Annotated in this window: 21 protein-coding genes; 12 read left to right on the top strand and 9 right to left on the bottom strand. The window is 63.9% G+C overall.

Annotation, left to right across the window (positions count from 1 at the left end):
* Positions 1-422: 422 nt before the first annotated feature.
* From J2Z17_RS24055 to J2Z17_RS24030, 6 genes are all read right to left on the bottom strand, one after another.
* Complete coding sequence (locus tag J2Z17_RS24055; protein ID WP_209949209.1) at positions 423-800, bottom strand: endonuclease domain-containing protein; 378 nt, start codon at positions 798-800, stop codon at positions 423-425.
* Between the two features lie 22 nt (positions 801-822).
* Positions 823-3,165, bottom strand: coding sequence for a xanthine dehydrogenase molybdopterin binding subunit (gene xdhB, locus J2Z17_RS24050; RefSeq protein WP_209949182.1), 2,343 nt, complete (start codon positions 3,163-3,165; stop codon positions 823-825).
* 396 nt (positions 3,166-3,561) lie between these two features.
* Positions 3,562-5,031, bottom strand: coding sequence for a xanthine dehydrogenase small subunit (gene xdhA / locus J2Z17_RS24045; RefSeq protein ID WP_209949180.1), 1,470 nt, complete (start codon positions 5,029-5,031; stop codon positions 3,562-3,564).
* A gap of 226 nt (positions 5,032-5,257) precedes the next feature.
* Positions 5,258-6,031 (bottom strand): 3-hydroxybutyrate dehydrogenase, encoded by a 774-nt coding sequence (locus tag J2Z17_RS24040; protein WP_209949178.1) that lies wholly within the window; start codon positions 6,029-6,031, stop codon positions 5,258-5,260.
* Positions 6,032-6,154: 123 nt separating this feature from the next.
* A complete protein-coding gene (locus J2Z17_RS24035; protein WP_245224328.1) occupies positions 6,155-6,607 on the bottom strand; it encodes a ribonuclease toxin HepT-like protein in 453 nt (150 codons plus the stop codon).
* A gap of 31 nt (positions 6,608-6,638) precedes the next feature.
* A complete protein-coding gene (locus tag J2Z17_RS24030) occupies positions 6,639-6,959 on the bottom strand; it encodes a nucleotidyltransferase domain-containing protein (protein WP_209949176.1) in 321 nt (106 codons plus the stop codon).
* Positions 6,960-7,133: 174 nt separating this feature from the next.
* Between J2Z17_RS24030 and J2Z17_RS24025 the strand changes: the two genes are divergently transcribed.
* The 6 genes from J2Z17_RS24025 (at position 7,134) to sbmA (ending at position 12,771) form a co-directional block, all read left to right on the top strand.
* Positions 7,134-7,421, top strand: a complete 288-nt coding sequence (locus J2Z17_RS24025; RefSeq protein ID WP_209949174.1) for a hypothetical protein — start codon at positions 7,134-7,136, stop codon at positions 7,419-7,421.
* A gap of 132 nt (positions 7,422-7,553) precedes the next feature.
* The gene (locus tag J2Z17_RS24020) at positions 7,554-7,796 is read left to right on the top strand and encodes a hypothetical protein (protein ID WP_209949171.1); all 243 of its coding nucleotides are present in this window, start codon (positions 7,554-7,556) and stop codon (positions 7,794-7,796) included.
* A 95-nt stretch (positions 7,797-7,891) separates the two neighbouring features.
* The gene (locus J2Z17_RS24015) at positions 7,892-8,953 is read left to right on the top strand and encodes an LLM class flavin-dependent oxidoreductase (protein WP_209949169.1); all 1,062 of its coding nucleotides are present in this window, start codon (positions 7,892-7,894) and stop codon (positions 8,951-8,953) included.
* A gap of 51 nt (positions 8,954-9,004) precedes the next feature.
* A complete protein-coding gene (gene map / locus J2Z17_RS24010; RefSeq protein ID WP_209949167.1) occupies positions 9,005-9,754 on the top strand; it encodes a type I methionyl aminopeptidase in 750 nt (249 codons plus the stop codon).
* A 315-nt stretch (positions 9,755-10,069) separates the two neighbouring features.
* Positions 10,070-11,260 carry a YbfB/YjiJ family MFS transporter gene (locus J2Z17_RS24005; RefSeq protein WP_209949165.1) on the top strand — a complete coding sequence of 397 codons (1,191 nt, stop codon included), beginning with the start codon at positions 10,070-10,072 and terminating at the stop codon, positions 11,258-11,260.
* Positions 11,261-11,496: 236 nt separating this feature from the next.
* A complete protein-coding gene (sbmA, locus tag J2Z17_RS24000; protein ID WP_209949161.1) occupies positions 11,497-12,771 on the top strand; it encodes a peptide antibiotic transporter SbmA in 1,275 nt (424 codons plus the stop codon).
* A gap of 404 nt (positions 12,772-13,175) precedes the next feature.
* Here the strand turns inward: sbmA and J2Z17_RS23995 are convergent, their stop codons facing one another.
* Positions 13,176-14,180: a polysaccharide deacetylase family protein gene (locus J2Z17_RS23995; protein WP_245224327.1), complete on the bottom strand. Its 1,005-nt coding sequence runs from the start codon at positions 14,178-14,180 to the stop codon at positions 13,176-13,178.
* Between the two features lie 170 nt (positions 14,181-14,350).
* Between J2Z17_RS23995 and J2Z17_RS23990 the strand changes: the two genes are divergently transcribed.
* From J2Z17_RS23990 to J2Z17_RS23975, 4 genes are all read left to right on the top strand, one after another.
* Entirely contained in the window at positions 14,351-14,938 is a 588-nt protein-coding gene (locus J2Z17_RS23990) for an NnrU family protein (protein WP_209949159.1), read from the top strand.
* Between the two features lie 149 nt (positions 14,939-15,087).
* Positions 15,088-15,759, top strand: coding sequence for a tetratricopeptide repeat protein (locus J2Z17_RS23985; RefSeq protein ID WP_209949157.1), 672 nt, complete (start codon positions 15,088-15,090; stop codon positions 15,757-15,759).
* Positions 15,760-15,909: 150 nt separating this feature from the next.
* Positions 15,910-17,337, top strand: coding sequence for a ribosome biogenesis GTPase Der (der, locus tag J2Z17_RS23980; RefSeq protein WP_209949155.1), 1,428 nt, complete (start codon positions 15,910-15,912; stop codon positions 17,335-17,337).
* 59 nt (positions 17,338-17,396) lie between these two features.
* Positions 17,397-17,873 carry a GNAT family N-acetyltransferase gene (locus tag J2Z17_RS23975; protein WP_245224326.1) on the top strand — a complete coding sequence of 159 codons (477 nt, stop codon included), beginning with the start codon at positions 17,397-17,399 and terminating at the stop codon, positions 17,871-17,873.
* A gap of 276 nt (positions 17,874-18,149) precedes the next feature.
* On the opposite strand, the gene J2Z17_RS23970 is transcribed toward J2Z17_RS23975, so the two are convergent.
* Positions 18,150-19,076, bottom strand: coding sequence for a regulator of G-protein signaling domain-containing protein (locus J2Z17_RS23970; RefSeq protein ID WP_209949153.1), 927 nt, complete (start codon positions 19,074-19,076; stop codon positions 18,150-18,152).
* Between the two features lie 315 nt (positions 19,077-19,391).
* Positions 19,392-20,483 carry a glycosyltransferase family 4 protein gene (locus tag J2Z17_RS23965; RefSeq protein WP_209949201.1) on the bottom strand — a complete coding sequence of 364 codons (1,092 nt, stop codon included), beginning with the start codon at positions 20,481-20,483 and terminating at the stop codon, positions 19,392-19,394.
* A gap of 267 nt (positions 20,484-20,750) precedes the next feature.
* Between J2Z17_RS23965 and bglA the strand changes: the two genes are divergently transcribed.
* A complete protein-coding gene (gene bglA / locus J2Z17_RS23960; protein ID WP_209949151.1) occupies positions 20,751-22,418 on the top strand; it encodes a beta-galactosidase BglA in 1,668 nt (555 codons plus the stop codon).
* Between the two features lie 78 nt (positions 22,419-22,496).
* The gene (aac(6'), locus tag J2Z17_RS23955) at positions 22,497-22,967 is read left to right on the top strand and encodes an aminoglycoside 6'-N-acetyltransferase (protein ID WP_209949149.1); all 471 of its coding nucleotides are present in this window, start codon (positions 22,497-22,499) and stop codon (positions 22,965-22,967) included.
* The last annotated feature ends 3 nt before the right edge of the window (positions 22,968-22,970 follow it).

Raw genomic sequence — 22,970 nt, 5'->3', positions numbered from 1 at the left:
CGATCTCCCCCCTTGAGGGGGAGATGCCCGGCAGGGCAGAGGGGGGTAGCGGCATGCATTGGCGGTTCCCGCTTCGCGCTCCCTTTGCTTCTGGTTGCCAATCCGAAGCGGCAGTCCTTGTGGCGAGCCACCCCTCTCTGTCCCTTCGGGACATCTCCCCCTCAAGGAGGGAGATCAGTGGAGCGTGCGGCTGCCACTGCGTCTTTCGGCGGCGTGGGTAACCGTTGCTGCTCCAGCGTTCATCGCGCTTTTCAACAGAGGTTATTTCGACGCCTGCACCGTCCGCACCGCCTAGCCGCCTGCCGAGCGGCCGCCCCCAGCCGATCTCCCCCCTTGAGGGGGAGATGCCCGGCAGGGCAGAGGGGGGCAGCCAAGCGCTTCCACGGGCAATCAGAAGGGCATGGCTTTGCAGCCTGTTCATCTTATTTGCGCCCCGGATAATCGAGGCCTACCACCCTCAGGACATGCGTGCAGACATCGTCCAGATGCTTCGTCACGTCGTCATTGCTGAAGCGCAGCACGTGCCAGCCGAGCAAGCGCAAATGCCGATCACGCGCTGCATCCCTTGCAATCGCCACGTCGTCCGTGTGGCTCGGTCCGTCGATCTCGGCGATCAGGTGATGATCGGGGCAGGCGAAGTCGACGATGAAGCCGGCAATCGGCATCTGCCGGCGAAAGCCGAGGCCCATCAGCCGGTGGGCCCGCACGGCGTTCCAGAATGTGAGCTCCGCATCCGTCAGAACCTTGCGCATCCGGCGGGCATTGCGGCGGTTGGGCGGGGCGACCTCGAAATGCGGCATCAGGCTCCTCATCCGCGTCTCGTCACCGCTCAGCCTTCAGCCGCTCGACCGCCATCAGTACCCGTTCCGGCGTCGCCGGTGCGTCGAGCCTGGGGCAGGTCTTGTAGTCGGCGACGCTCGCCACCGCCATCGACAGCGCTTCCAGCACCGAGATCGCCAGCATGAAGGGCGGTTCGCCGACCGCCTTGGAGCGGCCGATGGTCGGCTCGGCGTTTTCGCTCCAGGGCACGAGCCTCGTGTTGAAGATCTTCGGCCGGTCGGAGGCGAGCGGGATCTTGTAAGTCGACGGCGCGTGGGTCCTGAGCCGGCCCTTGTCGTCCCACCAGAGTTCCTCGGTCGTCAGCCAGCCCATGCCCTGGACGAAGCCGCCCTCGATCTGGCCGATATCGATCGCCGGGTTCAGCGAGCGGCCGACATCGTGCAGGATGTCGGTGCGCTCCATCAGGTATTCGCCTGTCAGCGTGTCGATCGACACCTCCGAACAGGCCGCCCCATAGGCGAAATAATAAAACGGCGTGCCGCGGCCGGCGGCCCGGTCCCAGTGGATCTTCGGCGTCTTGTAGAAGCCGGCGGCCGACAGCTGCACCCGGCCGAAATAGGCGTGGTGGACGAATTCGGCAAAGGGCATGTCGTGCTTGGTCCCGATCTTCACCCGGTTCGGCCGGAACTCGATCTCGTCCGGCGCAACGTCGAACCGTTCCGCCGCCCAGGCAATGAGCCGCTCCTTGATCTGCCGGGCCGCGTCATAGGCAGCCATGCCGTTGAGGTCGGAGCCGGACGAGGCGGCGGTCGCAGACGTGTTCGGCACCTTGCCCGTGGTCGTCGCGGTGATCTTGACCGTCTCTACATCGACCTGGAAGCAGTCGGCGATCACCTGGGCCACCTTGATATAGAGGCCCTGGCCCATTTCGGTGCCGCCGTGGTTCAGGTGGATCGAGCCGTCCTGGTAGATATGGACCAGCGCGCCCGCCTGGTTGAAGGCGGTCATGGTGAAGGAGATGCCGAATTTCACCGGCGTCAGCGCGATCCCCTTTTTGATGACGGGGCTGGTCCGGTTGAAATCGAGGATCGCCCGGCGGCGCGCCTGATAGTCGCAGGATGTCTCCAGCTCCTCGACGACGCGGGCGATGATGTTGTCCTCGACCCGCTGGTGATAGGGCGTCACGTCGCGGCCGGAGCCGGTGGGCCCGTAGAAATTGCGCTTGCGGATCTCCAGCGGATCGACGCCCCGGTGATAGGCGATCTCCTCGATGATCCGCTCGCCGCCGACCATGCCCTGCGGCCCACCGAACCCGCGATAGGCGGTGTTGGAGCAGGTATGGGTCTTCAGCGGCTGGCTGGTCAAAAGCACATGCGGAAAGAAATAGCTGGAATCCGCATGAAACAGCGCCCGGTCGGTGACCGGGCCGGAGAGATCGGCCGAATAGCCGCAGCGCGCGGCGAAATTGGCGTTAACCGCGTGGATCACGCCGTTTCCGTCGAAGGCGACGTCGTAGTCGCAGCGGAAATCGTGGCGCTTGCCGGTGACCGCCATGTCCTCGTCGCGGTCGGGGCGGAATTTCACCGCCCGCTTCAGCGTCTTGGCGGCGATCGCGGCAAGCGCGGCAAACTGGTTGCCCTGGGTTTCCTTGCCGCCGAAGCCGCCGCCCATGCGCCGGACATGCACCGTCACCGCATTCGACGGCACGGCAAGCACATGGGAGACGATGTGCTGGATCTCGGAGGGGTGCTGGGTCGAGGACCAGACCGCGACATCGTCGTCCTCGCCGGGGATGGCGAGCGCAATCTGCCCCTCGAGGTAGAAATGCTCCTGGCCGCCGATCCGCATGGTGCCGGCGATCCGGTGGTCTGCCTTGTCGAGTTCGTCTTCCGCCTCGCCGCGCTTCAGCGTCATGCCGGGGGTGACCAGCGGGGCGCCGTTTTGAAGCGCGCCGTCGATATCGGTCCAGAAGGGCAGGTCCTTGTAGTCGATCCTGGCAAGCCTTGCTGCCCGCCGCGCCTGATCGCGCGTCTCGGCGATCACCGCGAAGATCACCTGGCCGTGGAACTGCACCAGCCGGTCGGCGATCAGCGGCTCGTCGTGATGCGAGCCGGAGGCGATGTCGTTGATCCCCGGCACGTCCCTGGAGGTGAGCACGGCCACGACGCCGGGGGCTGCGCGCACCGCGTCGAGATCGATTGCGACGATCTGCGCATGCGCCCGGTCCGCCATGCCGAGCGCCCCGTGCAACAGGCCGGCGGGCTCCGGCATGTCGTCGATATAGTCCGCGCTTCCGGCCACATGCTTGTGCGCGGAATCATGCGCGCGCGCCGCATGCATCGGCCCGGAGATCACCGGCTTCGTCTCGGAACGCGCCTTATCCATGGGGATGGCTCCTCGGAGTTTTTGCGGAGATGTTCGTCGGGGCGGAGTGCCGGCCCGTTGGCGGGTTTCGCCGCTGCCGCGTCTTGCTGTCAGCGGGGATGCCCACCCCCCTCTGTCCTGCCGGACATCTCCCCCTCAAGGGGGGAGATCGATCTGCCGCACCGGCACCAGTCCCTCGTGACCCTCGGAGAACGAGCACCGTCAATTCCCGCAGACCCCTGACGTAATTACCAGCGCCAGTCTCGGCAGCGGATTTTGGCGAGCGGCTACCCCCAGCTGATCTCCCCCCTTGAGGCGGGGTCCGAAGGACGGGTCGAGACACGTGGCTCGACCCAAAAGACCGGCAGGACAGAGGGGGGTAAGGTCGTGTAGACGAGCAAGAGGGAAAAAACGCCATCACGCCTCCTCCACAGCAAACCGCTGCAGTTCCTGACCCTGGCCCGTGGTCTCCAGGAAGAACCGCGTCAGCAGGTTCTTCGCCGTCAGCTGGCGGTACTCTGCACTTGCGCGCCAGTCGGTGAGCGGTTGGAAGTCGCGGTCGAAGGCTTCTCGCGCGGATTCGATGGTCTCGGCCGTCCACGGCTTGCCGGCAAGCGCTACCTCGACCGCGCTTGCCCGCTTCGGAATGCCGGCCATGCCGCCATAGGCGATACGGATGTCGTCGACCGTGCCGTCCGCGCCAAGCTGCAGCCGGTAGGCGCCGAGCGTGGCGGTGATGTCCTCCTCGCGGCGCTTCGACACCTTGTAGACGGCGTAGTGACTGCCGTCCGCAGGGCGCGGCACGAAGATGCGCTCGACGAATTCGCCCTGCTTCCGGTCCTGCCTGCCATAGGCGATGAAGAAGTCTTCCAGCGGCAGCGTGCGGCGTCCCCCGGCCGAGCGCAGCGTCACGGTGGCACCGAGCGCGATCAGCGCCGGCGGCATGTCGCCGATCGGCGAGCCATTGGCGATATTGCCGCCGATCGTGCCCATGTGGCGCACCTGCTGGCCGCCGATGCGGTCGATCAGCCTCGCAAGCGCCGGGATTTCGCGGGCAAGGGCCGCCCAGGCGGCGGAATAGGAAACACCGGCACCAAGGGTGATCCCCGCGGCATCGGCCTCGATCTGCTGCAGCTCGGTGAGATGATTGATGAAGACCACCGGCGACAATTCGCGCATCTGCTTGGTGACCCAGAGCCCGACATCGGTGGCGCCGGCGACGATCACGGCGTCGGGCTGTTCGGCGAGCACCTCGGCCAGCGCTGCTGCCGAGCCCGGCACGACCAGTTCGCGACCGTCGCCCCCGATGCGGATCGTCTCGGCGGTCGAAAATTCCTTCAGCCTTGCCGTCACCCGCTCGCGCTCCTGGCGGATCGGGTCGAACAGCGCGGACGGCCGTGTGGTGCTGGCCTGCTCGGCCGCCCTGACGATCGGCTCGTAGCCGGTGCAGCGACAGAGATTGCCTTGCAGCGCCCGCTCGATCTCGGACCTGGTCGGATCGTCGTTTGACAGCCAGAGGCCATAGAGCGACATGACGATGCCGGGCGTGCAGAAGCCGCATTGCGAGCCGTGGCAGTCGACCATGGCCTGCTGCACCGGATGCAGCCGGCCGTTTTCCTGCGCCAGATGCTCGACGGTGACCACATGGGTGGCATTGAGCGAGCCGGTGAAGCGGATGCAGGCATTGACGCTTTCATAGAGGAGATCGTCGCCGGCAAGCCGGCCGATCAGCACGGTGCAGGCGCCGCAATCGCCCTCGGCGCAGCCCTCCTTGGTGCCGGTCAGACGCCGGCGGAGCCTCAGGAAGTCGAGCAGCGTCCCGGTCGGATCGACCGTCTCCAGCGTCACCATGTCGCCGTTCAGCAGAAAGCGAATGCCTTGCGTCATCAAAAATCCCTGTCCCCTCGCAGCCGGTCCGGCGATGCCGTGTTGTCCCCCCGGTCTGCCGCGCGCCGCAGGCAGCACCCGCGACCCGCATGGTCATCGTCATCGTGTCCGAGTCATCGTCATCGACGGGCGCACGACGCTGTCGATTCGCCCGCCGAAAGCGCTTGCGCCAGGCGGCAAGGGCAACCTTAAGCGCCCCTGCCGCTTTGCCGGACGGTCTTGCAGTCTACTGCGCCGTCCAGCCGCCATCAATCGAGATCGATGTGCCGGTCACCTGGGCGGCCGCGTCGCTTGCCAGATAGAGCGCGAGCGCCGCGATCTGGTCGACATCGACGAACTGCTTCGTCGCCTGCAGATGCAGCATCACGTCGTTCTTTACCTGCTCCTCGGAAATCCCGCGCGCCCTGGCGGTATCGGGGATCTGCTGTTCCACCAGCGGCGTCAGCACATAGCCGGGGCAGATGGCGTTCATGGTGATGCCGTCGCGCGCGGTCTCCAGCGCCACCGTCTTGGTCAGCCCCAGAATGCCGTGCTTGGCCGCCACATAGGCCGACTTGTAGGGCGAGGCGACAAGGCCATGGGCAGAGGCGATCTGGATGATCCGGCCCTTCTTGCGCTCCTTCATCTTCGGGATCGCGCAGCGCACGGTGTGAAACGAACTCGACAGGTTGATCGCGATGATCTGGTTCCACTTGTCGATCGGGAACTCCTCGATCGGCGCGACATGCTGGACGCCGGCATTGTTGACGAGCACGTCGATGCCGGAAAATTCCCGCTCGGCGGTGGCGATCAGGTCGGCGATCTCCTCGGGCTTGGTCATGTCGGCACCATGATAGAGCGCCTTGCCGCCGCCGGCCTCCAGCCCCTTGCGCTCCTTCTCGATGGCATCCTTGTCACCGAAACCATTGATCACGACATTCGCACCCTCCTTGGCAAAGGCCTTGGCGATGCCAAGCCCGATCCCGCTGGTGGAGCCTGTGACGACCACTGTTCTTGTCATGGATTTCACTCCCTTGTCGACGAACGCCTTGTTGAACGGAAAGGCATTCTGTTGCGTCGCGAAAGGAAAGGGTAGCGGCAAAGGAAGTTCCCGCGCAATGGCGATTTGCCGCAGGGGAGGGGATCAGGTCTGAGCGTTGTAGTTCTGTGTGTGCATGCTGCGCTCGAGCTTCTCCAAGGCCGTGACGAATTGTGGCCAAGTGGCCAGCATCCGTTCCACATTCTCGACGACCCGGTCGGGCTTTAGGTCGAAGCCGTATTTGTGGCGCACCAGATGCCGAAAACCTTTCAGCTCGATCAGACTGCTGTAGAGAGACTCCGTTAGCAGGGCCGGGCGTATGCCGGCAATGCCAGCCGCCATCTGGTCCAGAATATCCTGATGCATGGCCGGGCCGGTTGGCACGGCGCCATCGATGTCTCTGGCAATGCCGGTCAGCAGATGTTCGATGCCGTTGTAGACATTGTGGACACCGAGAGCGACGGCGGACACGGCGCCCCAGTCACCCTGCGCAACCTCCCCGGCATGCTTGCGGTAATAGGTTTCCAGTTGCCGCAGTTCATGCTCGGTGCGTTCCATGCGCGGCACCATTCGGGAAAATATCGCCAGATTAACCGCGGTCATTGAGTAGGTCCGCGACGGCTTGCGGCGTGAGATCCGCTTCGTACATCAGGTCGTAAGGAATACCTGTTTCGCGCATATGCTTGGCGACGAGGCGTTCGATGATCACGCGCCGCTCGGTGGGCATGGGCCCGAGCGCCAGGAGATCGATGTCGGAATGGATGCGAAAGTCCCACCGCGCCAGGGAGCCGATGGAAAGGATCTCAATGCCGTTCAGCGCGGCGTCTCTCTGGAGTGCAGCCACGCCGGCAGCGGCGATCGCCCGCCGTCTGTCGAGATCCTGCTCCGGCACGGCATTCGCCTGGCTCATGACGCTCTCCTTGTTTACGGATATCATACAGCAATGTCGGCCTACGATGAAGAAGCAGCATCCGCTGATCGGCAGACCCCGAGGGGGGGAAGACATTGTAGAGCCGTTGGCGTTTGCCGGAAACGCGATTACAGTTCTGCAATTCGTCACGCATATCAGGATCGGTTCTCGACCATGGAAGGCGTCACTCTCGAATTTCTGGCACGGCAGGTGAAGGGCAATCTCGACGAGATGCGCTTGATGCGCAAGGATCTCGGCAAGATGATGCGGCTGATGACGGCGAATTACGAACTGAGCCGTCGGCTTGAACGACGACAGGACGAGATGCGCGACGACATCGAGCTGATGGCGAAGATGGAGCTTGGCGGCAGTTTTGCCCATGTCCGCACGGTCATGGAAGCCTCTCTCGGCAGGATCGAGGACACGTTGGGCAATCTTCAAGGTCGCGTGGAGGGGCGTTGATGGCACTCTTCTATCGAGGCTTCAAATTTTCATCTGATAGGTGACCGGTAGCGCCGAGTTTATGATCTAGGTCTTGTCCCTGCTGCTCGGCTGGACCAACTTACCTGAGCAATTTCCGGAGGAGTAAGTTGCATGCGCTCGGAACCGCACGGAACGTTGCTGACCGTATCGATCTGGTACGAGCCGAAGACCGCATGCATCAAAATCGCATCGCCGGATACGGACTGGCTCATCACGACCGTGAACGACAATCCGGAAAGCGAGCGGGGCCATCCTAATCTCTTCGGCAAGCTTGCCCGCTATCTCAGGGAGAAGGACAAGCCTGCACCTCCTTGCACCGACTATGAGCGACGGCACGGCCTCGACACCGAGTGACTAGGCAACACACCGTTCACCCCATCCCCCTTTGCGTGGCCCGCCGTTTCCGCCTATCTCCGGTTCAACGTGAACCCGCACCCCGGAGCCTTTCCATGCAGCTTGGTATCTATACCTTCGCCGACGTCGATCCGAATGCCGCCGACAAGGGGCGGGAGGGCAAGCGGCGGATGGACGAGCTGCTGGCGGAGATCGAGCTGGCCGACCAGGTGGGGCTCGATGTCTTCGGGCTCGGCGAGCATCACCGGCCCGACTACATGGCGTCCTCGCCTGCGACCATCCTTGCCGCTGCCGCAGCGCGGACGAAGAATATCCGGCTGACGAGCGCCGTCACCGTGCTGTCGTCGGAAGATCCGGTGCGCGTCTTTCAGCAATATGCGACGATCGACCTGATTTCCGGCGGCCGGGCCGAGATCATGGCGGGACGCGGCTCCTTCATCGAGAGCTTCCCGCTGTTCGGCTACGATCTCGACGACTACGACAAGCTGTTCGACGAGAAGCTGCAGCTTCTGATGGCGTTGAGCGACAACGAGGTCGTCAGCTGGAGCGGCGAGACGCGGGCGGCGATCCCCGGACTGCCTGTCTATCCGCGCCCGCTGCAGGATCCGCTGCCGCTCTGGATTGCCGTCGGCGGCACACCGAATTCCGTGGCGCGGGCGGCCTATTTCGGCCTGCCGCTGGCGCTTGCCATCATCGGCGGCGAACCGCGCCGGTTCGCGCCGCTCTTCGATCTCTACCGCAAGACGGCGGAAAAGGTCGGCCATGACGTGGCCAAGCTGCCGACCTCGATCAATGTGCACGGCTTCGTCGCCGAGACGACCGAAAAGGCGGCCGAGATCTATTTCGAGCCGCAGGCCGCCGTGATGAACAGGATCGGCCGCGAGCGCGGCTTTGCCCCGATGACCCGCGCCGCCTATGACGCCCAGCGCGGCGAGCACGGCGCGATCTTCGTCGGCAGCCCGCAGGAGATGGCGGACAAGATTGTCGCGCATCACAGGATCTTCAGGAATGACCGCTTCCTGATCCAGATGGGCGTCGGGCTGGTGCCGCATGCCGAACTGATGAAGGCGATCGAGCTTCTCGGCACGAAAGTCGCGCCGCTGGTCAAAAAGGCGTTGACCTTGGACGATGCCAAGGCCACATCGGGCGCAGTCTGAATTTGAACGAAGGCCGGCGCGGGCTTGAAACTCCGGGCCGGAAGATGAAGCATGATCGTCACCACCGATGAGGAATTGCAGAAGCTGAAGGATATCGGCCGGATCTGCGCCGAGGCCATCAAGACCATGAGCGAGGCGCTGGAGCCGGGCATCACCACCCGCGAGCTCGACGTGATCGGCCGCAAGGTGCTGGAGGATGCCGGCGCCCAGTCGGCGCCGGAATTCTGCTACCAGTTCCCCGGCGCCACCTGCATCTCGGTCAATGAGGAGGTCGCCCACGGCATTCCCGGCGACCGGGTGATCAAGGCCGGCGATCTGGTCAATATCGACGTTTCCGGCGTGAAGGACGGGTTTTTCGGCGATACCGGCCAGTCCTTCATCGTGCCGCCGGGTACGACCAAGACCGAACGGCTGTTGCGCGACGGCAAGCGGGCGCTCTGGGTGGGGCTGAACCAGGTGAAGGCCGGCAACAAGCTGGCCGGCATCGGCAATGCCATCGGCGCCTTTGCCAAGAAGAACCGCTATACGCTGATTGCCAATCTCGCCAGTCACGGCGTCGGCCGCTCGCTGCACGAGGAGCCGAAGGAGCTGTCGACCTGGCCCGATCCGGACGAAACCCGGATCATGGAAGACGGCCTGGTGTTCACCATCGAGCCCTTCCTGTCGCTCGGCGGCCAATGGGCCGAGGATGGCGGCGATCCCTGGACGCTCTATTCCGACCCGAAGGCGCCGACCGTGCAGTTCGAACACACGGTTGTGGCGACGAAAAGCGGACCGCTGATCCTGACCATGGCCGATTGAGGTCGTCGCTACCGTCTTTCGGGTCTCGCCTCAAGGAGCCGTCGGCAGGGGGAAAACCTCCTCTGTCCTGCCGGACATCTCTCCCTCAAGGGGGAGATCGACTCGTGGCGAGCGCTCGCTTTTGTCCGTGAACGTGGCGATCGGGTTCAGACCTTCCTCGGGGGAGGGTGGGGAGGGGTCTTTTCTTGCATGCGATTGCCGACGGAGGCCAAAGCGGTGGTCACCCTGTGGCGCTGCCAACGCTTTCGCCCGATTGATCGCAGCCATCAATTTTGTGCGTTTGCCGATCTCGACGCACTCGATTAGGAGGAGGGCATGTTGCAACGCCCCACAGCCTCTTCACCCGCCTCGCTCGTTCCGGTCGCCATGGCCGGTGCGCTCGCCATGGCCTCCGCCATGGGCTTCGGCCGCTTCGTCTTTACCCCGATCCTGCCCGGCATGGTCGCCGGCGTGCCGCTGAGCTCCAGTGCGGCCGGCTATATCGCCTCGGCCAATTTCGTCGGTTATCTGGCGGGCGCCGTGCTGGCCTCGTTCGGCTGGGGCGCCGGGCGCGAGCGGCAGGTGGCGCTGACGGCGCTGTTGATCTCCACCGTCATGCTGGCGGCGATGGGCTTTACCGACAGCATCGCGGCCTTCATCCTCATTCGCTTCGTCGCCGGCCTTGCCAGCGCCTATGCGATGATCTTCACCTCCTCGATCGTGCTCGGCCATGCCCATGCGCGCGGCAGCGATCACGTGCCCTCGGTGCATTTCTGCGGGGTCGGGCTCGGCATCGCGCTTTCCTCGCTGATGGTCTATCTGGGGTCGCTGGCCGAAGGCGGCGGGGCGGCCGCCTGGCGGATGGACTGGTTCGTCAGCGCCGCCGTGACCCTGCTGCTGCTTCTCGTCGTCTGGCGCCTGCTGCCGGCGGCCTTGCCGCGCGCTGCCGAGGAGCCGGACAGCGAGCCGCCGATCCGCTGGCGCCTGCCGCTGACGCTGCTGACGCTCTCCTACGGCCTGTTCGGCTTCGGCTATGTGATCACCGCGACCTTCATCGTCACCATGGCGCGCACCGGCGATGCCGGCCCGGCGGTCGAATTTCTCACCTGGTTCGTCACCGGCCTGATGGCCGCCGCCTCGATCTTTGCCTGGGGGCCGCTGGTGCGCCGCTTCGGACTTGCCGTCAGCTATCCGCTGGCGCTGATCGTCGAGGCGATCGGTGTGCTCGGCTCGGTGGCGCTGCCGTCGCCCTATGCGCCGCTGGTCGGCGGCGCCCTGCTCGGGGGCACCTTCATGGTGGTGACGGCGCATGGGCTTCGCATCGGCCGGGTGCTTGCGCCTGAAAGTCCGCGCCGCTGCCTGGCGGTGATGACGGCCGCCTTCGGCATCGGCCAGATCATCGGCCCGCTGGTGGCCGGGCGCGCGGCCGAGGCAACCGGCAGCTTCACGCTTGCTAGCCTCCTGGGCGCGCTGGCGCTGCTGCTGGCCTTCGCCGCCGTCATGAGCGTGCGCCGCCGCCTGGCCTGACGCGCGCAAAAAAAAGGCGGCGAAGGTTTTATGACGGCGAAATACTCGGGCCGGTAGCAGCGGGACGCCCGCAATGCTGTCGACCGCCAGACGCTCCCAGGTCTTTCAAGAAGAATGGCTGTTGTTACAGTTGTGTAACAATCTTCGCCGGACATTGCTGGCAGCTCAGTTCTGCCCTAGTTTGCGGGCAAACGAGGCAATCGTGCATGCCCTCCAACGCCTGAGAAAGCTCGCCAGTGTTCCACTCCTTCTTCCCGAAGCCGAAGCTCTTTTTCACATCAGCCGCGGTATGGGCGCTCGTCTGTATTCTCGCCTGGTATTTCCTCATCGACGGCATCGGCGACAGTTTCGGCTTTGGCGGCAAGGGCGGCGAGGAACCCTTCGACCTGACCTATTTCCTGATGCCGAAGAATCTCTGGTTCTACGGCTATTTCTTCGTCTGCCTCGGCCTGTTCGGCGGCACCTGGCAGGTGATTGCCAAGGATCACACCTGGACGCTTTGGTCGATCTGGGGCTCGCTGGCGATCATCGCCGCGACCTATTTCGGCGTGCAGATCTCCGTCGTCATCAACAACTGGCGCCGGCCTTTCGGCGACCTGCTGCAGAACGCGCTCAGCCAAAAGCCGGGCATCACGGTCTGGGATTTCTACGATCTGCAGTTGATCTTCGCCAAGATCGCCTTCCTGTCGATGGCGGTGTCGATCCTCACCGACTTCTTTACCAGCCACTATATCTTCCGCTGGCGCACCGCGCTCAACGACTTCTACATGTCGAAATGGCAGAAGGTTCGCCACATCGAAGGCGCCTCGCAGCGTGTGCAGGAAGACACGATGCGGTTTTCCTCGACGCTCGAAGGGCTCGGCATCTCGCTGATCAATGCGGTGATGACGCTGATCGTCTTCCTGCCGATCCTGTTTTCGCTGTCGGGCTATGTCGGCGAACTGCCGATCATCGGCCATATCCCGCATGTGCTGGTCTGGCTTGCGATCTTCTGGTCGCTGCTCGGCACCTTCCTGCTGGCGGTCGTCGGCATCAAGCTGCCGGGCCTGAACTTCAAGAACCAGCGGGTCGAGGCGGCCTACCGCAAGGAGCTCGTCTATGGCGAGGATCATGCCGAACGGGCCCAGCCGCCGACGGTGAAGGAGCTGTTCTCCAATGTCCGGACGAACTACTTCACCCTCTATTTCCACTATCTCTATTTCAACGTCGCCCGCTATTTCTACATCCAGGCGGACGCCATGTTCCTGCTGGTCGTGCTGGTGCCGACGATCGTCGCCGGCAAGATCACCTATGGTATCTACCAGCAGATCGCCACCGCCTTCGGCCAGGTGTCGAACTCGTTCCAGTATCTGGTCAATTCCTGGACGACGATCATCGAGCTGCTCTCCATCCACAAGCGCCTGAAGGCCTTCGAGGCGGCGATCGACGACGATCCGCTGCCGACCTATGACCAGGAATATCTGATCGACGAGGCCGAGCACGGCGAGATCGAGGCCGACAAGCCGACCTGATCCCGCGGCTTCTTCAAAAAGACTGGCAGCCGTTTCAGCCGCGCCGGACAATCTCCGGCGCGGTTTTTCCCTGTTGGTGGGTGGGGCAGGCGGGTCATGTCATGGGTGGTTGTGGATCAGGCTGTCCGCCTGCCCCGGCCGTGGTTGCCGATGGGCGCTGCCCTTTCCCTGTTGAGAGGGGCAAGGCAGCGCCCGCCACGACCGTCACCGCAAAACCGGGGTTCGTCCACGAACCCGACCGGGGAGGAAATCAGGCTCGCGATCCCGGTTCCCTGCAATGACCCGATCAGGATAGCCGCACCGGCGAGGCACGTGGAAAACCGGGCAGGCTTTCGCCCTCCCGGTTGTTGAAACTGTTCAAAAAATTCGGCTCGACAGGCGAAAATTCTCCCCGTCGCCTGCCGTCAGAGACCGGTTTTCGGCGTCTCGCCGCTCTCCATCGCGGCAATCGCCTGGGAATAGGTGACGCAGGCGACGTCCGGCTCCTTGCACACCGGCAGCAGCCGCTCCAGCGCCCGCCAATAGGCGCCGCCATTCATGGCGACGAAGTGGAAGCCGATCTGCAACACGTTGCGGTCGCCGTTATATTCCTGGTCGAAGGCCTGGCGGAACGCCTGATAGGCGCGCTCCTCGAACCGGCCGTCGGTATCCGGTGTTTCCTTGGCGTCGGAATGACGGGTGAAGAGATTGTAGTCCATCGCCACGATCTTGCGCTGCCGCGGGCCTTCCTTGATCAGCGGCAGGCCGAAACGGTAGAGATCGCCATCCTTTTCCGGCCATTCCGGGCGGTCGGCGACCGGGCTGGCGTCGAAATGATAGCCATGCGCCTTTTCCGCCGCGATCAGGTTCCTGTCGGACGACAGATAGGGCGCGCGAAAGCCGCGGATCTTCGTCTTGACGAAATCGCGCCAGCCCTCGGGCTCCTCGTTCGGAATGCCGGCGGTTTTCCAGGCATCGCCGACAAAGGTGTCGAAACTGTCCATGTCGGTCAGCCAGTCGGCCTTCGACCAGTCCTTGCCGTTGAAATGGCCGCAGGCATGGCTGGCGATCTCGCTGCCTTCTGCTTGCGCCTTCCAGATCTGCCGCAGCCGCAGGCGCACGTCCTCGGCGTCGATGGCAAAGCCGACATTGGAATGGCCGGCCGAATGATGCGGCGCCTTGTAGAGATCGGCATCCGCCTTGGGGATCAGATTGGTACAGGAGAGGAAATAGGTGAAATTGGCATGGTTGGCATTGGCCAGCTCCCGGCTCTTGACCCAGAGCGTGTTGTCGCCGGCGCCGTCGAAGGAGATCACCACATATTGTTTCGGCCGGTCGCCGGCATGGGCCGTCGCGACCGACAGGGCGGGGACCAGAAGCGTGGCAAGCACGCCGGCGGCCTTGTTGGCAAGCGCTGGAAGAAACCGCAAAATTCACCTCTCTGTTCAAGCGGATTGGCAGGTGCCATTCAAATGCGGCAAAGCTTGGGAGACATGCGGGTCTTGTCGGGCGGCCCGGCTGCGAAAGCGCGCTGGTAATTTGCCGCCATGGGCATTATGCATCCCTTGAGTTTCCTTATCATCGAGTAGCGGGGGCGTTCATGGCCATTCTCATTCTCGGCATCATCCTTTTCCTCGGCGTGCATTCGATCCGGCTTGCAGCGCCCGGCTTCCGCCGGTCCATGGTGGAAAAGATGGGCGAAGGGCCCTGGCGCGGCGTCTATTCGGCCGCAAGCCTCGTCTCGCTCGTCATCCTCATCTGGGGCTTTGCCGTCGCGCCGGTGATCAATGTCTGGTTTCCGCCGGAGTTCATGAGCCACATCACCGTGCTGCTGATGCTGTTCGCGATGATCTGTTTCATCGCCAGCCTGATGCCGGCTGGCCATATCCAGACGAAGACCAAGCATCCGATGGTGCTGTCGGTGAAGATCTGGGCCTTCGCGCATCTGCTGGCCAATGGCGATCTGGCCTCGATCCTGCTGTTCGTTGCGTTTCTCGCCTGGGGGGTCGTCATGCGCATCGCGCTGAAGAAGCGCTGGCGGCGTGGCGAGCTGATGCTGCCGTCTTTCGTATCGGCGCGCTATGACGTGATCGCGGTCGTCGTCGGCGTGGTGGTCTGGGCGGCCCTGCTGCTGAAGCTGCACGAACTGCTGATCGGCGTCGCTCCGATCCCGGCAATGAGCCTGTGAGCACGGATTGCAGGGCTTTGGCGCGAATTTGACACGCGCCCCCTTTGATCTCCGGCAAATTGCGGCTAGAAGGCCGTTTCGATACCGCAACCCGAAGGCTGCGGCACCTGGATTTATGGGCATAGAGGCCCCGGCTGCGGGGACAGGACATGGTTGACCACAACGACAGCTTCATCCGCGAGGTGAACGACGAACTCCGTTCCGACCGGGCAAGACATGTCTGGCGACGCTACGGACCGGTGATGCTCGTCGTGGCCGTGCTGGTCGTCCTGGGCACCGCCGCCTCCGTCGGCTACGAATACTGGCAGGACCAGCGCGCCACCGGTTCCGGCGACGCCTTCAGCGCGGCGCTCGATCTGGCCGCCAAGGGCAAGACCGACGAGGCGATGAAGGCATTCGACAAGATCGAGGCCGAGGGCCATGGTTCCTATCCGGTGCTCGCCCGCTTCCGCGCCGCCACGCTGCAGGCCGAATCCGGCGACGAAAAGGGCGCCGCTGCGGCCTTCTCGGATATCGGCAAGGATATGTCGGTCGAAGATGCACTGCGCGATGTCGCCCATATGCGCGCCGGCTTCCTGCTGGTCGACACCGCCGACTATGCGGCCGTTTCGACCGAGGTCGAGGCCATGGCGGTGCCGGGCAATCCGCTGCGCAATTCCGCTCGCGAGGCGCTCGGTCTTGCCGCCTACAAGGCGAACGACCTGAGCAAGGCGCGCGAGTGGTTCGAGCAGATCACCGAGGATACCGACGCGCCGGGCAACCTGTCGCGCCGCGCACAGATCATGCTCGACAACATCACCGCGTCCCTGGGACCGGCCTGAGCGGACAGCCGGTCTCCCCAAGGGCCCGGCGCCGTCTCGACTGACTGATTTGAAGGCAATTCCGCAACGGAAGGCCGCTTGGCACGTTTGCGGGAATTGCGCCAACGCGAGCCTTTTCGGACACGAAAGGCCGCTCGAGAAAGCGGGCTCATGAGCTTCACCGTTGCCATTGTCGGCCGCCCGAATGTCGGCAAATCCACGCTGTTCAACCGGCTCGTGGGCAAGAAACTGGCGCTAGTCGACGACACGCCGGGGGTTACCCGCGATCGTCGTCCGGGCGAGGCCAAGCTGATCGACCTGCGTTTCCACATCATCGACACGCCCGGCCTGGAACAGGCGGGGCCGGATACGCTGGAGGGCCGCATGCGCGCCCAGACGGAGATCGCCATCGATGAGGCGGACCTCGCGCTGTTCGTCGTCGATGCCAAGCTCGGCCTGACGCCGATCGACCAGGAACTCGCCGAACTCGTGCGCCGTCGCGGCAAGCCGGTCGTCCTCGTCGCCAACAAGGCCGAAGCCAAGGGCTCCGACGGCGGCTTCTACGACGCCTATACGCTGGGGCTCGGCGAGCCTTGCCCGATCTCGGCCGAACATGGCCAGGGGATGATCGACCTGCGCGACGCGATCGTCGAGGCGATCGGCGAAGAGCGCGCCTTTCCGCCGAAAGTGGACGAGGCGGTCACCAATGTCTCGATCCCGCTGCCCGCGTCGGAAGACGAGGAGGAGGACGAGGAGCCCGTCTATGACGAGACCAAGCCCCTGCGGGTTGCCATCATCGGCCGTCCGAATGCCGGCAAGTCGACGCTGATCAACCGCTTCCTCGGCGAGGACCGGTTGCTGACCGGCCCGGAAGCCGGCATCACCCGCGATTCCATCTCGGTCGAATGGGACTGGCGCGGCCGTACCATCCGGATGTTCGACACCGCCGGCATGCGACGCAAGGCCCGCGTGCAGGAAAAGCTGGAAAAGCTGTCTGTCGCCGATTCCCTGCGCTCGATCCGTTTCGCCGAGACCGTGGTGATCGTGTTCGACGCGACCATTCCGTTCGAAAAGCAGGACCTGCAGCTTGTCGACCTTGTGCTGCGCGAGGGCCGGGCGGCGGTGATCGCCTTCAACAAATGGGATCTGGTCGAAGACCCGCAGGAACTGCTCGCCGACCTGCGCGAAAAGACCGAGCGGCTGCTGCCGCAGGCGCGCGGCATCCGCGCCGTGCCGATTTCCGGCCAGACCGGCTACTCGCTCGACAAGCTGATGCAATCGGTGATCGACACAGACAAGGTGTGGAACCGTCGCGTCTCGACCGCCAGGCTCAATCGCTGGCTCGACGCGGTGCAGACCCAGCATCCGCCACCGGCCGTCTCCGGACGCCGGCTGAAGCTGAAATACATGACCCAGGTGAAAGCCCGTCCGCCGGCCTTCATGATTTCCTGCACCCGGCCCGAGTCGGTGCCGGAAAGCTATATCCGCTATCTGACCAACGGCATCCGCGCCGATTTCGATATCCCCGGCGTGCCGATCCGCATCCACCTGAAGACCGGCGACAACCCGTTTGCAAACCGGGCGAAGAAGCGGCGGTAGCCTCATGCGTCGCCCGGGCTTCTGTCCGCTTTCCCGACTGGAAGAAGGATTGGGCGGCGATGCAAGCTGCAGACATCCTCATTCGCCCGGCGATCGCCGGTGACGCGGACGGCATCAGCGCCGTGCTGGCGCTGGTCGTCGCCGCCTCCGGGAGCGACCGCAGCAGCGATCCAGAGCATGTCCGCGAGCGCTATCTCGAGGATCGCAATCGCGTCCGCTGCTCGGTCGCGACCGGTGCGGACGGCAGCATTCTCGGTTTCCAGTCCTTGAAGCGGGCAATGCCTGATAATCCTTACGGCGTCACGCCTGGCTGGGGCATCATCGGCACCTATGTGCGGCCGGGTCTGGGGCGGCTTGGAATCGGCCGGCGCCTGTTTGCATCCTCGCTGGAGGCTGCGCGCGAGGCGGCGCTTCCCGCGATCGACGCCACCATCGGCGCCGATAACGCGCTCGGGCTTGCCTATTACGAGGCCATGGGTTTTCGCGCGTACCGGCGCAGGGCCGGTTCGATCTGCAAAAGCTATGTGCTGGGGTGAAGGCCGCCGGCCGGACCAGCCGGTCCCTGATGTCCGCTCATCCGGTGAAAGGGCTGGTCTTGAGGATCGCCGCAATGAGACCGATGCCCTGATCGCGGCCGCCGCTCTGGTCCACGGATTGGCGGTGGTCACCCGCATTGTGTCGGACTTCGCTCGATACCAACGGGGCGATCATCGATCCGGGGCGGGACCAGGCGACTGAAACAGCGCTTTGGATAGGCTCGCCCTGGACGAGGTCGGCCGGCGGCAATCCCGCCGACCGTCCTGTCCGACGGTTCACATGATGTCGTCGATATCGATGTCGAACACCTTTTTCGTCTTCATCAGCTTGATCATGTCGACGAAGGGCGTGGTCTGTGCCTTGCTGTCATTCGGTTCCTTCTTCAGGATCTTTTCGAACAGCGTGATGGCCTTGGTCCGTTCTCCGTTCAGATGCGCCTTGATCATCAGACGCATATTGTCCTGGAACTCCACGCCGGCGACCTTGGTGAAGCCGCAGACGGTGCGCAGTTTCGGCAGATCGAGGTTGATGTGGCTGACATCCGGACCGGTCACGGGCTGCGGTATCGTGATCTGCGGCTCGGTGGCAAAGCCCTCGACGACCAGAAGCTTGTTGAAGACCGTCGGCGTCATGTTCATGCGGGCGTCGCGCAGCAGCTTGACGGCGGCGGCGCGCGTCTTGGCAGCGCCGAGCCTCTCGAAGGCACTGATATAGGCCGAGAGCGCCTTGGTATCCTCGATGCCGAGTTGCCGGGCGGCACGCATCTGCTTCGACATGACCTCCGGCGGGTCTGCCTCTTTTCCATTCTTGCTGTCATTGGCATTGCCGCCGTTCTTCACGTGGAATGCCTTGAAGTGCGGAGAATCCCAGAAGCGGTGGAGGTTGTCGTTCTCGAACATATCGCGGATTTCCAGCTTGGCCTTCCGGATCAGCTGCGGCCATTCGGCATCCGTCCATTGCGCTGCTGCGGCAAGCGCCTGCATGCGTTTCCGAAGGTCGCCCGATATGTTGATTTCTTCCTCTGATCCAGGCTCGATGAAACGCGTATGGAGAATGTAGGGATCGAAGCGTGCGAGCAGGAACTGGAGACTTTCCAGGCTGGCTTCCTTTTTGGAGAAAGACAGAAGGGCATTCAGCATCTCCTTGTTCCTGAAGATATCATTGAGATTGTCGGGATAGGACTTCGTTCCGAATTTCAACATTCTGTTGTGTTTCACCTCTCTAGATGGCAGCACCCACGATCGGGCTGTGATGCTATGTGCCTTGCGGAGGGGAAAAGGTTCGTTGTCGACGCAGTTCCGAGCCATTTTGGGCTCGGCTGCCGACTTTGCAGCGAGCATGCGGGATATCGGGGTCTAGAGCAGGTCCGGTGAACACGCGTTCACCCGACCTGCTCTCGTTTGTTGTTTTACGCATTTCCGGACAGAAAACCGCGACTACACTTTTCCTGGAAATGCTCTAGGGATCAGGCAGGGCGCCTGTCCCTCTGCAACCCTGCACGCGCAAGCGATCCGCCGCTAGGAAAACTGTCTGCCGCGCGCTTCTGCCAGCCGCTGGCGCCGTTTCTTCCGCGCCTTCGCTGCCACCACATTGGCCATGAACTGTTGCGTTGCCGAGGCCCAGGAGAAGGTTTCGGCAAGGGCCCGCGCGGCCTCGCGGCTTTGGGGGAGGGCGGCAAGGCAGGCTGCCCGCAGGTCTTCGTCGAGTGCACCGGCGCCGCTGCCCTGCGGGATGATGTCGACGGGACCGGTTACCGGATAGGCGGCGACGGGAACGCCGGAGGCAAGCGCCTCCAGGATGGTATTGCCGAAAGTGTCGGTCCGAGACGGGAAGACGAAGACGTCGGCCTGCGCATAGGCGCGGGCGAGGTCCTCGCCGAATTTCACCCCGGTGAAGGTGACGCCCGGATAGCGTGCGGCCAGTTCCTCCCGCGCCGGGCCGTCGCCGACCACCACCTTGGAGCCCGGCAGGTCGAGATCGAGAAAGGCGGGCAGGTTCTTTTCCACCGCCACGCGTCCGACCGTCATGAAGATCGGGCGGGCGAGGCCGAACGGGGTCTCCTCGCGCGGCCGGGGATGAAAGAGCGCGGTATCGATGCCGCGGCTCCAGATCTGCAGGTTGCGGAGGCCTTTCTCCGACAGTTCCCGGCGCAGGCTCTCGGTTGCCACCATGCAGGCGCCGCCCCTGTTGTGGAACCAGCGGATAAAGCCATAGAGCCAGCCGATCGGCACCGGCAGGCGTTCGGCCACATATTCGGGAAAGCGGGTGTGATAGCTGGTCGAAAACGCCATGCCGTGCTTCAGCGCCCAGTTGCGGGCAAGGATGCCGAGCGGTCCTTCGGTGGCGATATGCAGATAGTCCGGCCGTTCGGCCGCAATCATCCGGCCGAGCTTGCGCGGGGTCGTCAGCGACAGGCGGATTTCCGGATAGGTGGGCATCGGAACGGAGCGGAAGCGTTGCGGCGTGATCAGCGACACCGTAACGCCCAGTTTCTCAAGCTCCCGATTGGTCGTTTCGATGGAGCGCACGACGCCGTTGACCTGGGGGTGCCAGGCATCGGTGACGATGGTCAGGCGGGCGCCCGAGACATCCGCAAGCGGGCTTTCCATGTCGCCTTCGGCACCGTCCGCGAGATTATTTGCATTGCCTGTCATGGCGAGTGGTTCCACTGGCCTGCCGCCGCCCTAGAATAGGTATCGTGCCGTGAGTCTTTCCGCTTCCGTTTCGCGCTTTATGTGATGGTTGTATTACAGTTTGATGTCACAGCCGGGGGGTAACCCCGTCTGTCGGAAAGACGACGCATGGCAATGCCAGACCTGTTGCTGCGCCCGATATGCCAATAGGTCGACCCGAAATCGACCAGCCGAGGACCGATCATGGACAAGACAGTGACCGACCCCAAGACGAAAAGCTCCGACACCGGCCATGAATGGTGGCGCGGGGCCGTCATCTATCAGGTCTATCCGCGCTCCTTCCAGGACAGCGACGACGACGGGATGGGCGACATCAAGGGGATAACCGCACGCCTCGAGCACATCGCCTCGCTCGGCGTTGACGCGATCTGGCTGTCGCCGTTCATGACCTCGCCGCAGGCCGACATGGGCTATGACGTTTCGGACTACTGCAATGTCGACCCGATGTTCGGCACGCTGGCCGATTTCGACGCCATGCTCGACAAGGCGCATCAGCTGGGGATGAAGATCATCATCGACCAGGTGATCAGCCACACCTCCGACCAGCACCCCTGGTTCAAGGAAAGCCGCACGAGCCGCGACAACGACAAGGCCTCCTGGTATGTCTGGGCCAATCCGCAGCCGGACGGCACGGCGCCGACCAACTGGCTTTCGGTGTTCGGCGGCCCGGCCTGGGAATGGGACGGCGTGCGCAAGCAGTATTACATGCACAATTTCCTCGCCTCGCAGCCGGACCTCAACTTCCACAATCCGGAAGTCCAGGACGCGGTGCTGGAGGCGACCCGCTTCTGGCTGGAGCGCGGCGTCGACGGCTTTCGCCTCGACACCGCCAACTACTATTTCCACGACAAGGAGTTGCGCAACAACCCGCCGCACATGCCCGACAGCGAGGATGCCGGCCTCGACGCGCCGGACGTCAATCCCTACGGCATGCAGAACCACCTCTACGACAAGACGCAGCCGGAAAATCTCGGCTTTCTGCGGCGCTTCCGGGCGCTGCTCGACGAATATGACGACCGCACGACGGTCGGCGAAGTCGGTGACGGCGCCCGCTCGCTGAAGACGGTGGCGGCCTATACCTCCGGCGGCGACAAGCTGCACCAGTGCTATACCTTCGACCTGCTCGGCCCGCATTTCGATCCGGCGCATATCCGCCATTGCGTCACCGCCTTCGAGGGCATGGTGGCGCATGGCTGGGTCTGCTGGGCGTTTTCCAACCATGACGTCCACCGCCATGTCAGCCGCTTCATCAAGGTCGAATCCGAAAGGGCGCCGGTCGCCAAGCTGGCGATCTCGCTGCTGGCCTCGATGCGCGGGTCGATCTGCCTCTATCAGGGCGAGGAGCTGGGCCTGCCGGAGGCCGAGCTGACCTTCGAGGATCTGCGCGATCCCTATGGCATCCGCTTCTGGCCGGCCTTCAAGGGGCGCGACGGATGCCGCACGCCGATGCCCTGGGAAGCGGACAAGGACAATGGCGGATTTTCCGCGGCAAAGCCGTGGCTGCCGGTGCCGGCCGAGCATCAGGCGCTGGCCGTCTCCGCCCAGAACGGCAACGACCATTCCGTTCTCGAGCATTACCGCAAGGTGCTGGCCTTTCGCCGGGCCAATCCGGTGCTGAAGACCGGCTCGATGCATTTCCTCGACATGCCGGCCGACATTCTGGGCTTTACCCGGCAGGGCGAGGGCGAGCGCATGCTGTTCCTGTTCAACATGGGACGCAAGCCGCAGGACTTCCGGCTGCCCAAGGGGGTGGTGATCGACGAGGCGGTTGTCATGCCCGGCATGCGCGGCCACCATGACGGCGATCATGTCACCCTTGCGCCGTTCGACGGCTTTTGTGCAAGGCTTTGACGGCGGGTCGGGACGATCGGCCGATAAGGATGTCCGTCTGCCGCCGACGCGCGGCAGATCCAGGGGGAGTAGAGGTGCATGGACGCAGCGACGCAGCGCAAGCTGAGCATCAGCCAGGCCAATGAGACGGACCTCAACGACTGGCTGCCCTTGCGCCAGGCGCTCTGGGGCGAGGAGACCGAGCCGAAACGGCTGAAGGAGACCATGCGCGAACTGGTGCGGCGCGGAGACCGCTACTGCATCTTCCTGGCGCGCGGGCCCGCCGGCAAGGCGCTCGGCTTTGCCGAGGCCAGCCTGCGGCTCGACTATGTCAATGGCTGCGAAACCTCGCCGGTCGCCTTTCTGGAAGGGATCTTCGTCGTTCCCGACGCGCGGCGCGGCGGTTGCGCGCGCCAGCTTGTCGAAGCCGTCACCGCATGGGCCATGGCTCGCGGCGTCAGCGAACTGGCCGCCGACGTCACCATCGACAATCTCGTCTCGCAACAGATGCACGAGGCGCTGGGCTTTCAGGAGACCGAGCGCGTCGTCTATTTCAAGAAGACGCTCTGACGC

This window comes from Heterorhizobium halophytocola (assembly GCF_017873095.1).
Classification (GTDB): Bacteria; Pseudomonadota; Alphaproteobacteria; order Rhizobiales; family Rhizobiaceae; genus Allorhizobium; species Allorhizobium halophytocola.
This window is presented reverse-complemented; position numbering and strand designations above follow the sequence as displayed.

Coding starts and splice junctions, on each gene's coding strand:
- J2Z17_RS24055 (WP_209949209.1), bottom strand. CDS start 800: ATGCCGCATTTCGAGGTCGCCCCGCCCAACCGCCGCAATGCCCGCCGG.
- xdhB (WP_209949182.1), bottom strand. CDS start 3,165: ATGGATAAGGCGCGTTCCGAGACGAAGCCGGTGATCTCCGGGCCGATG.
- xdhA (WP_209949180.1), bottom strand. CDS start 5,031: ATGACGCAAGGCATTCGCTTTCTGCTGAACGGCGACATGGTGACGCTG.
- J2Z17_RS24040 (WP_209949178.1), bottom strand. CDS start 6,031: ATGACAAGAACAGTGGTCGTCACAGGCTCCACCAGCGGGATCGGGCTT.
- J2Z17_RS24035 (WP_245224328.1), bottom strand. CDS start 6,607: ATGGAACGCACCGAGCATGAACTGCGGCAACTGGAAACCTATTACCGC.
- J2Z17_RS24030 (WP_209949176.1), bottom strand. CDS start 6,959: ATGAGCCAGGCGAATGCCGTGCCGGAGCAGGATCTCGACAGACGGCGG.
- J2Z17_RS24025 (WP_209949174.1), top strand. CDS start 7,134: ATGGAAGGCGTCACTCTCGAATTTCTGGCACGGCAGGTGAAGGGCAAT.
- J2Z17_RS24020 (WP_209949171.1), top strand. CDS start 7,554: ATGCGCTCGGAACCGCACGGAACGTTGCTGACCGTATCGATCTGGTAC.
- J2Z17_RS24015 (WP_209949169.1), top strand. CDS start 7,892: ATGCAGCTTGGTATCTATACCTTCGCCGACGTCGATCCGAATGCCGCC.
- map (WP_209949167.1), top strand. CDS start 9,005: ATGATCGTCACCACCGATGAGGAATTGCAGAAGCTGAAGGATATCGGC.
- J2Z17_RS24005 (WP_209949165.1), top strand. CDS start 10,070: ATGTTGCAACGCCCCACAGCCTCTTCACCCGCCTCGCTCGTTCCGGTC.
- J2Z17_RS23990 (WP_209949159.1), top strand. CDS start 14,351: ATGGCCATTCTCATTCTCGGCATCATCCTTTTCCTCGGCGTGCATTCG.
- J2Z17_RS23985 (WP_209949157.1), top strand. CDS start 15,088: ATGGTTGACCACAACGACAGCTTCATCCGCGAGGTGAACGACGAACTC.
- der (WP_209949155.1), top strand. CDS start 15,910: ATGAGCTTCACCGTTGCCATTGTCGGCCGCCCGAATGTCGGCAAATCC.
- J2Z17_RS23975 (WP_245224326.1), top strand. CDS start 17,397: ATGCAAGCTGCAGACATCCTCATTCGCCCGGCGATCGCCGGTGACGCG.
- J2Z17_RS23970 (WP_209949153.1), bottom strand. CDS start 19,076: ATGTTGAAATTCGGAACGAAGTCCTATCCCGACAATCTCAATGATATC.
- J2Z17_RS23965 (WP_209949201.1), bottom strand. CDS start 20,483: ATGGAAAGCCCGCTTGCGGATGTCTCGGGCGCCCGCCTGACCATCGTC.
- bglA (WP_209949151.1), top strand. CDS start 20,751: ATGGACAAGACAGTGACCGACCCCAAGACGAAAAGCTCCGACACCGGC.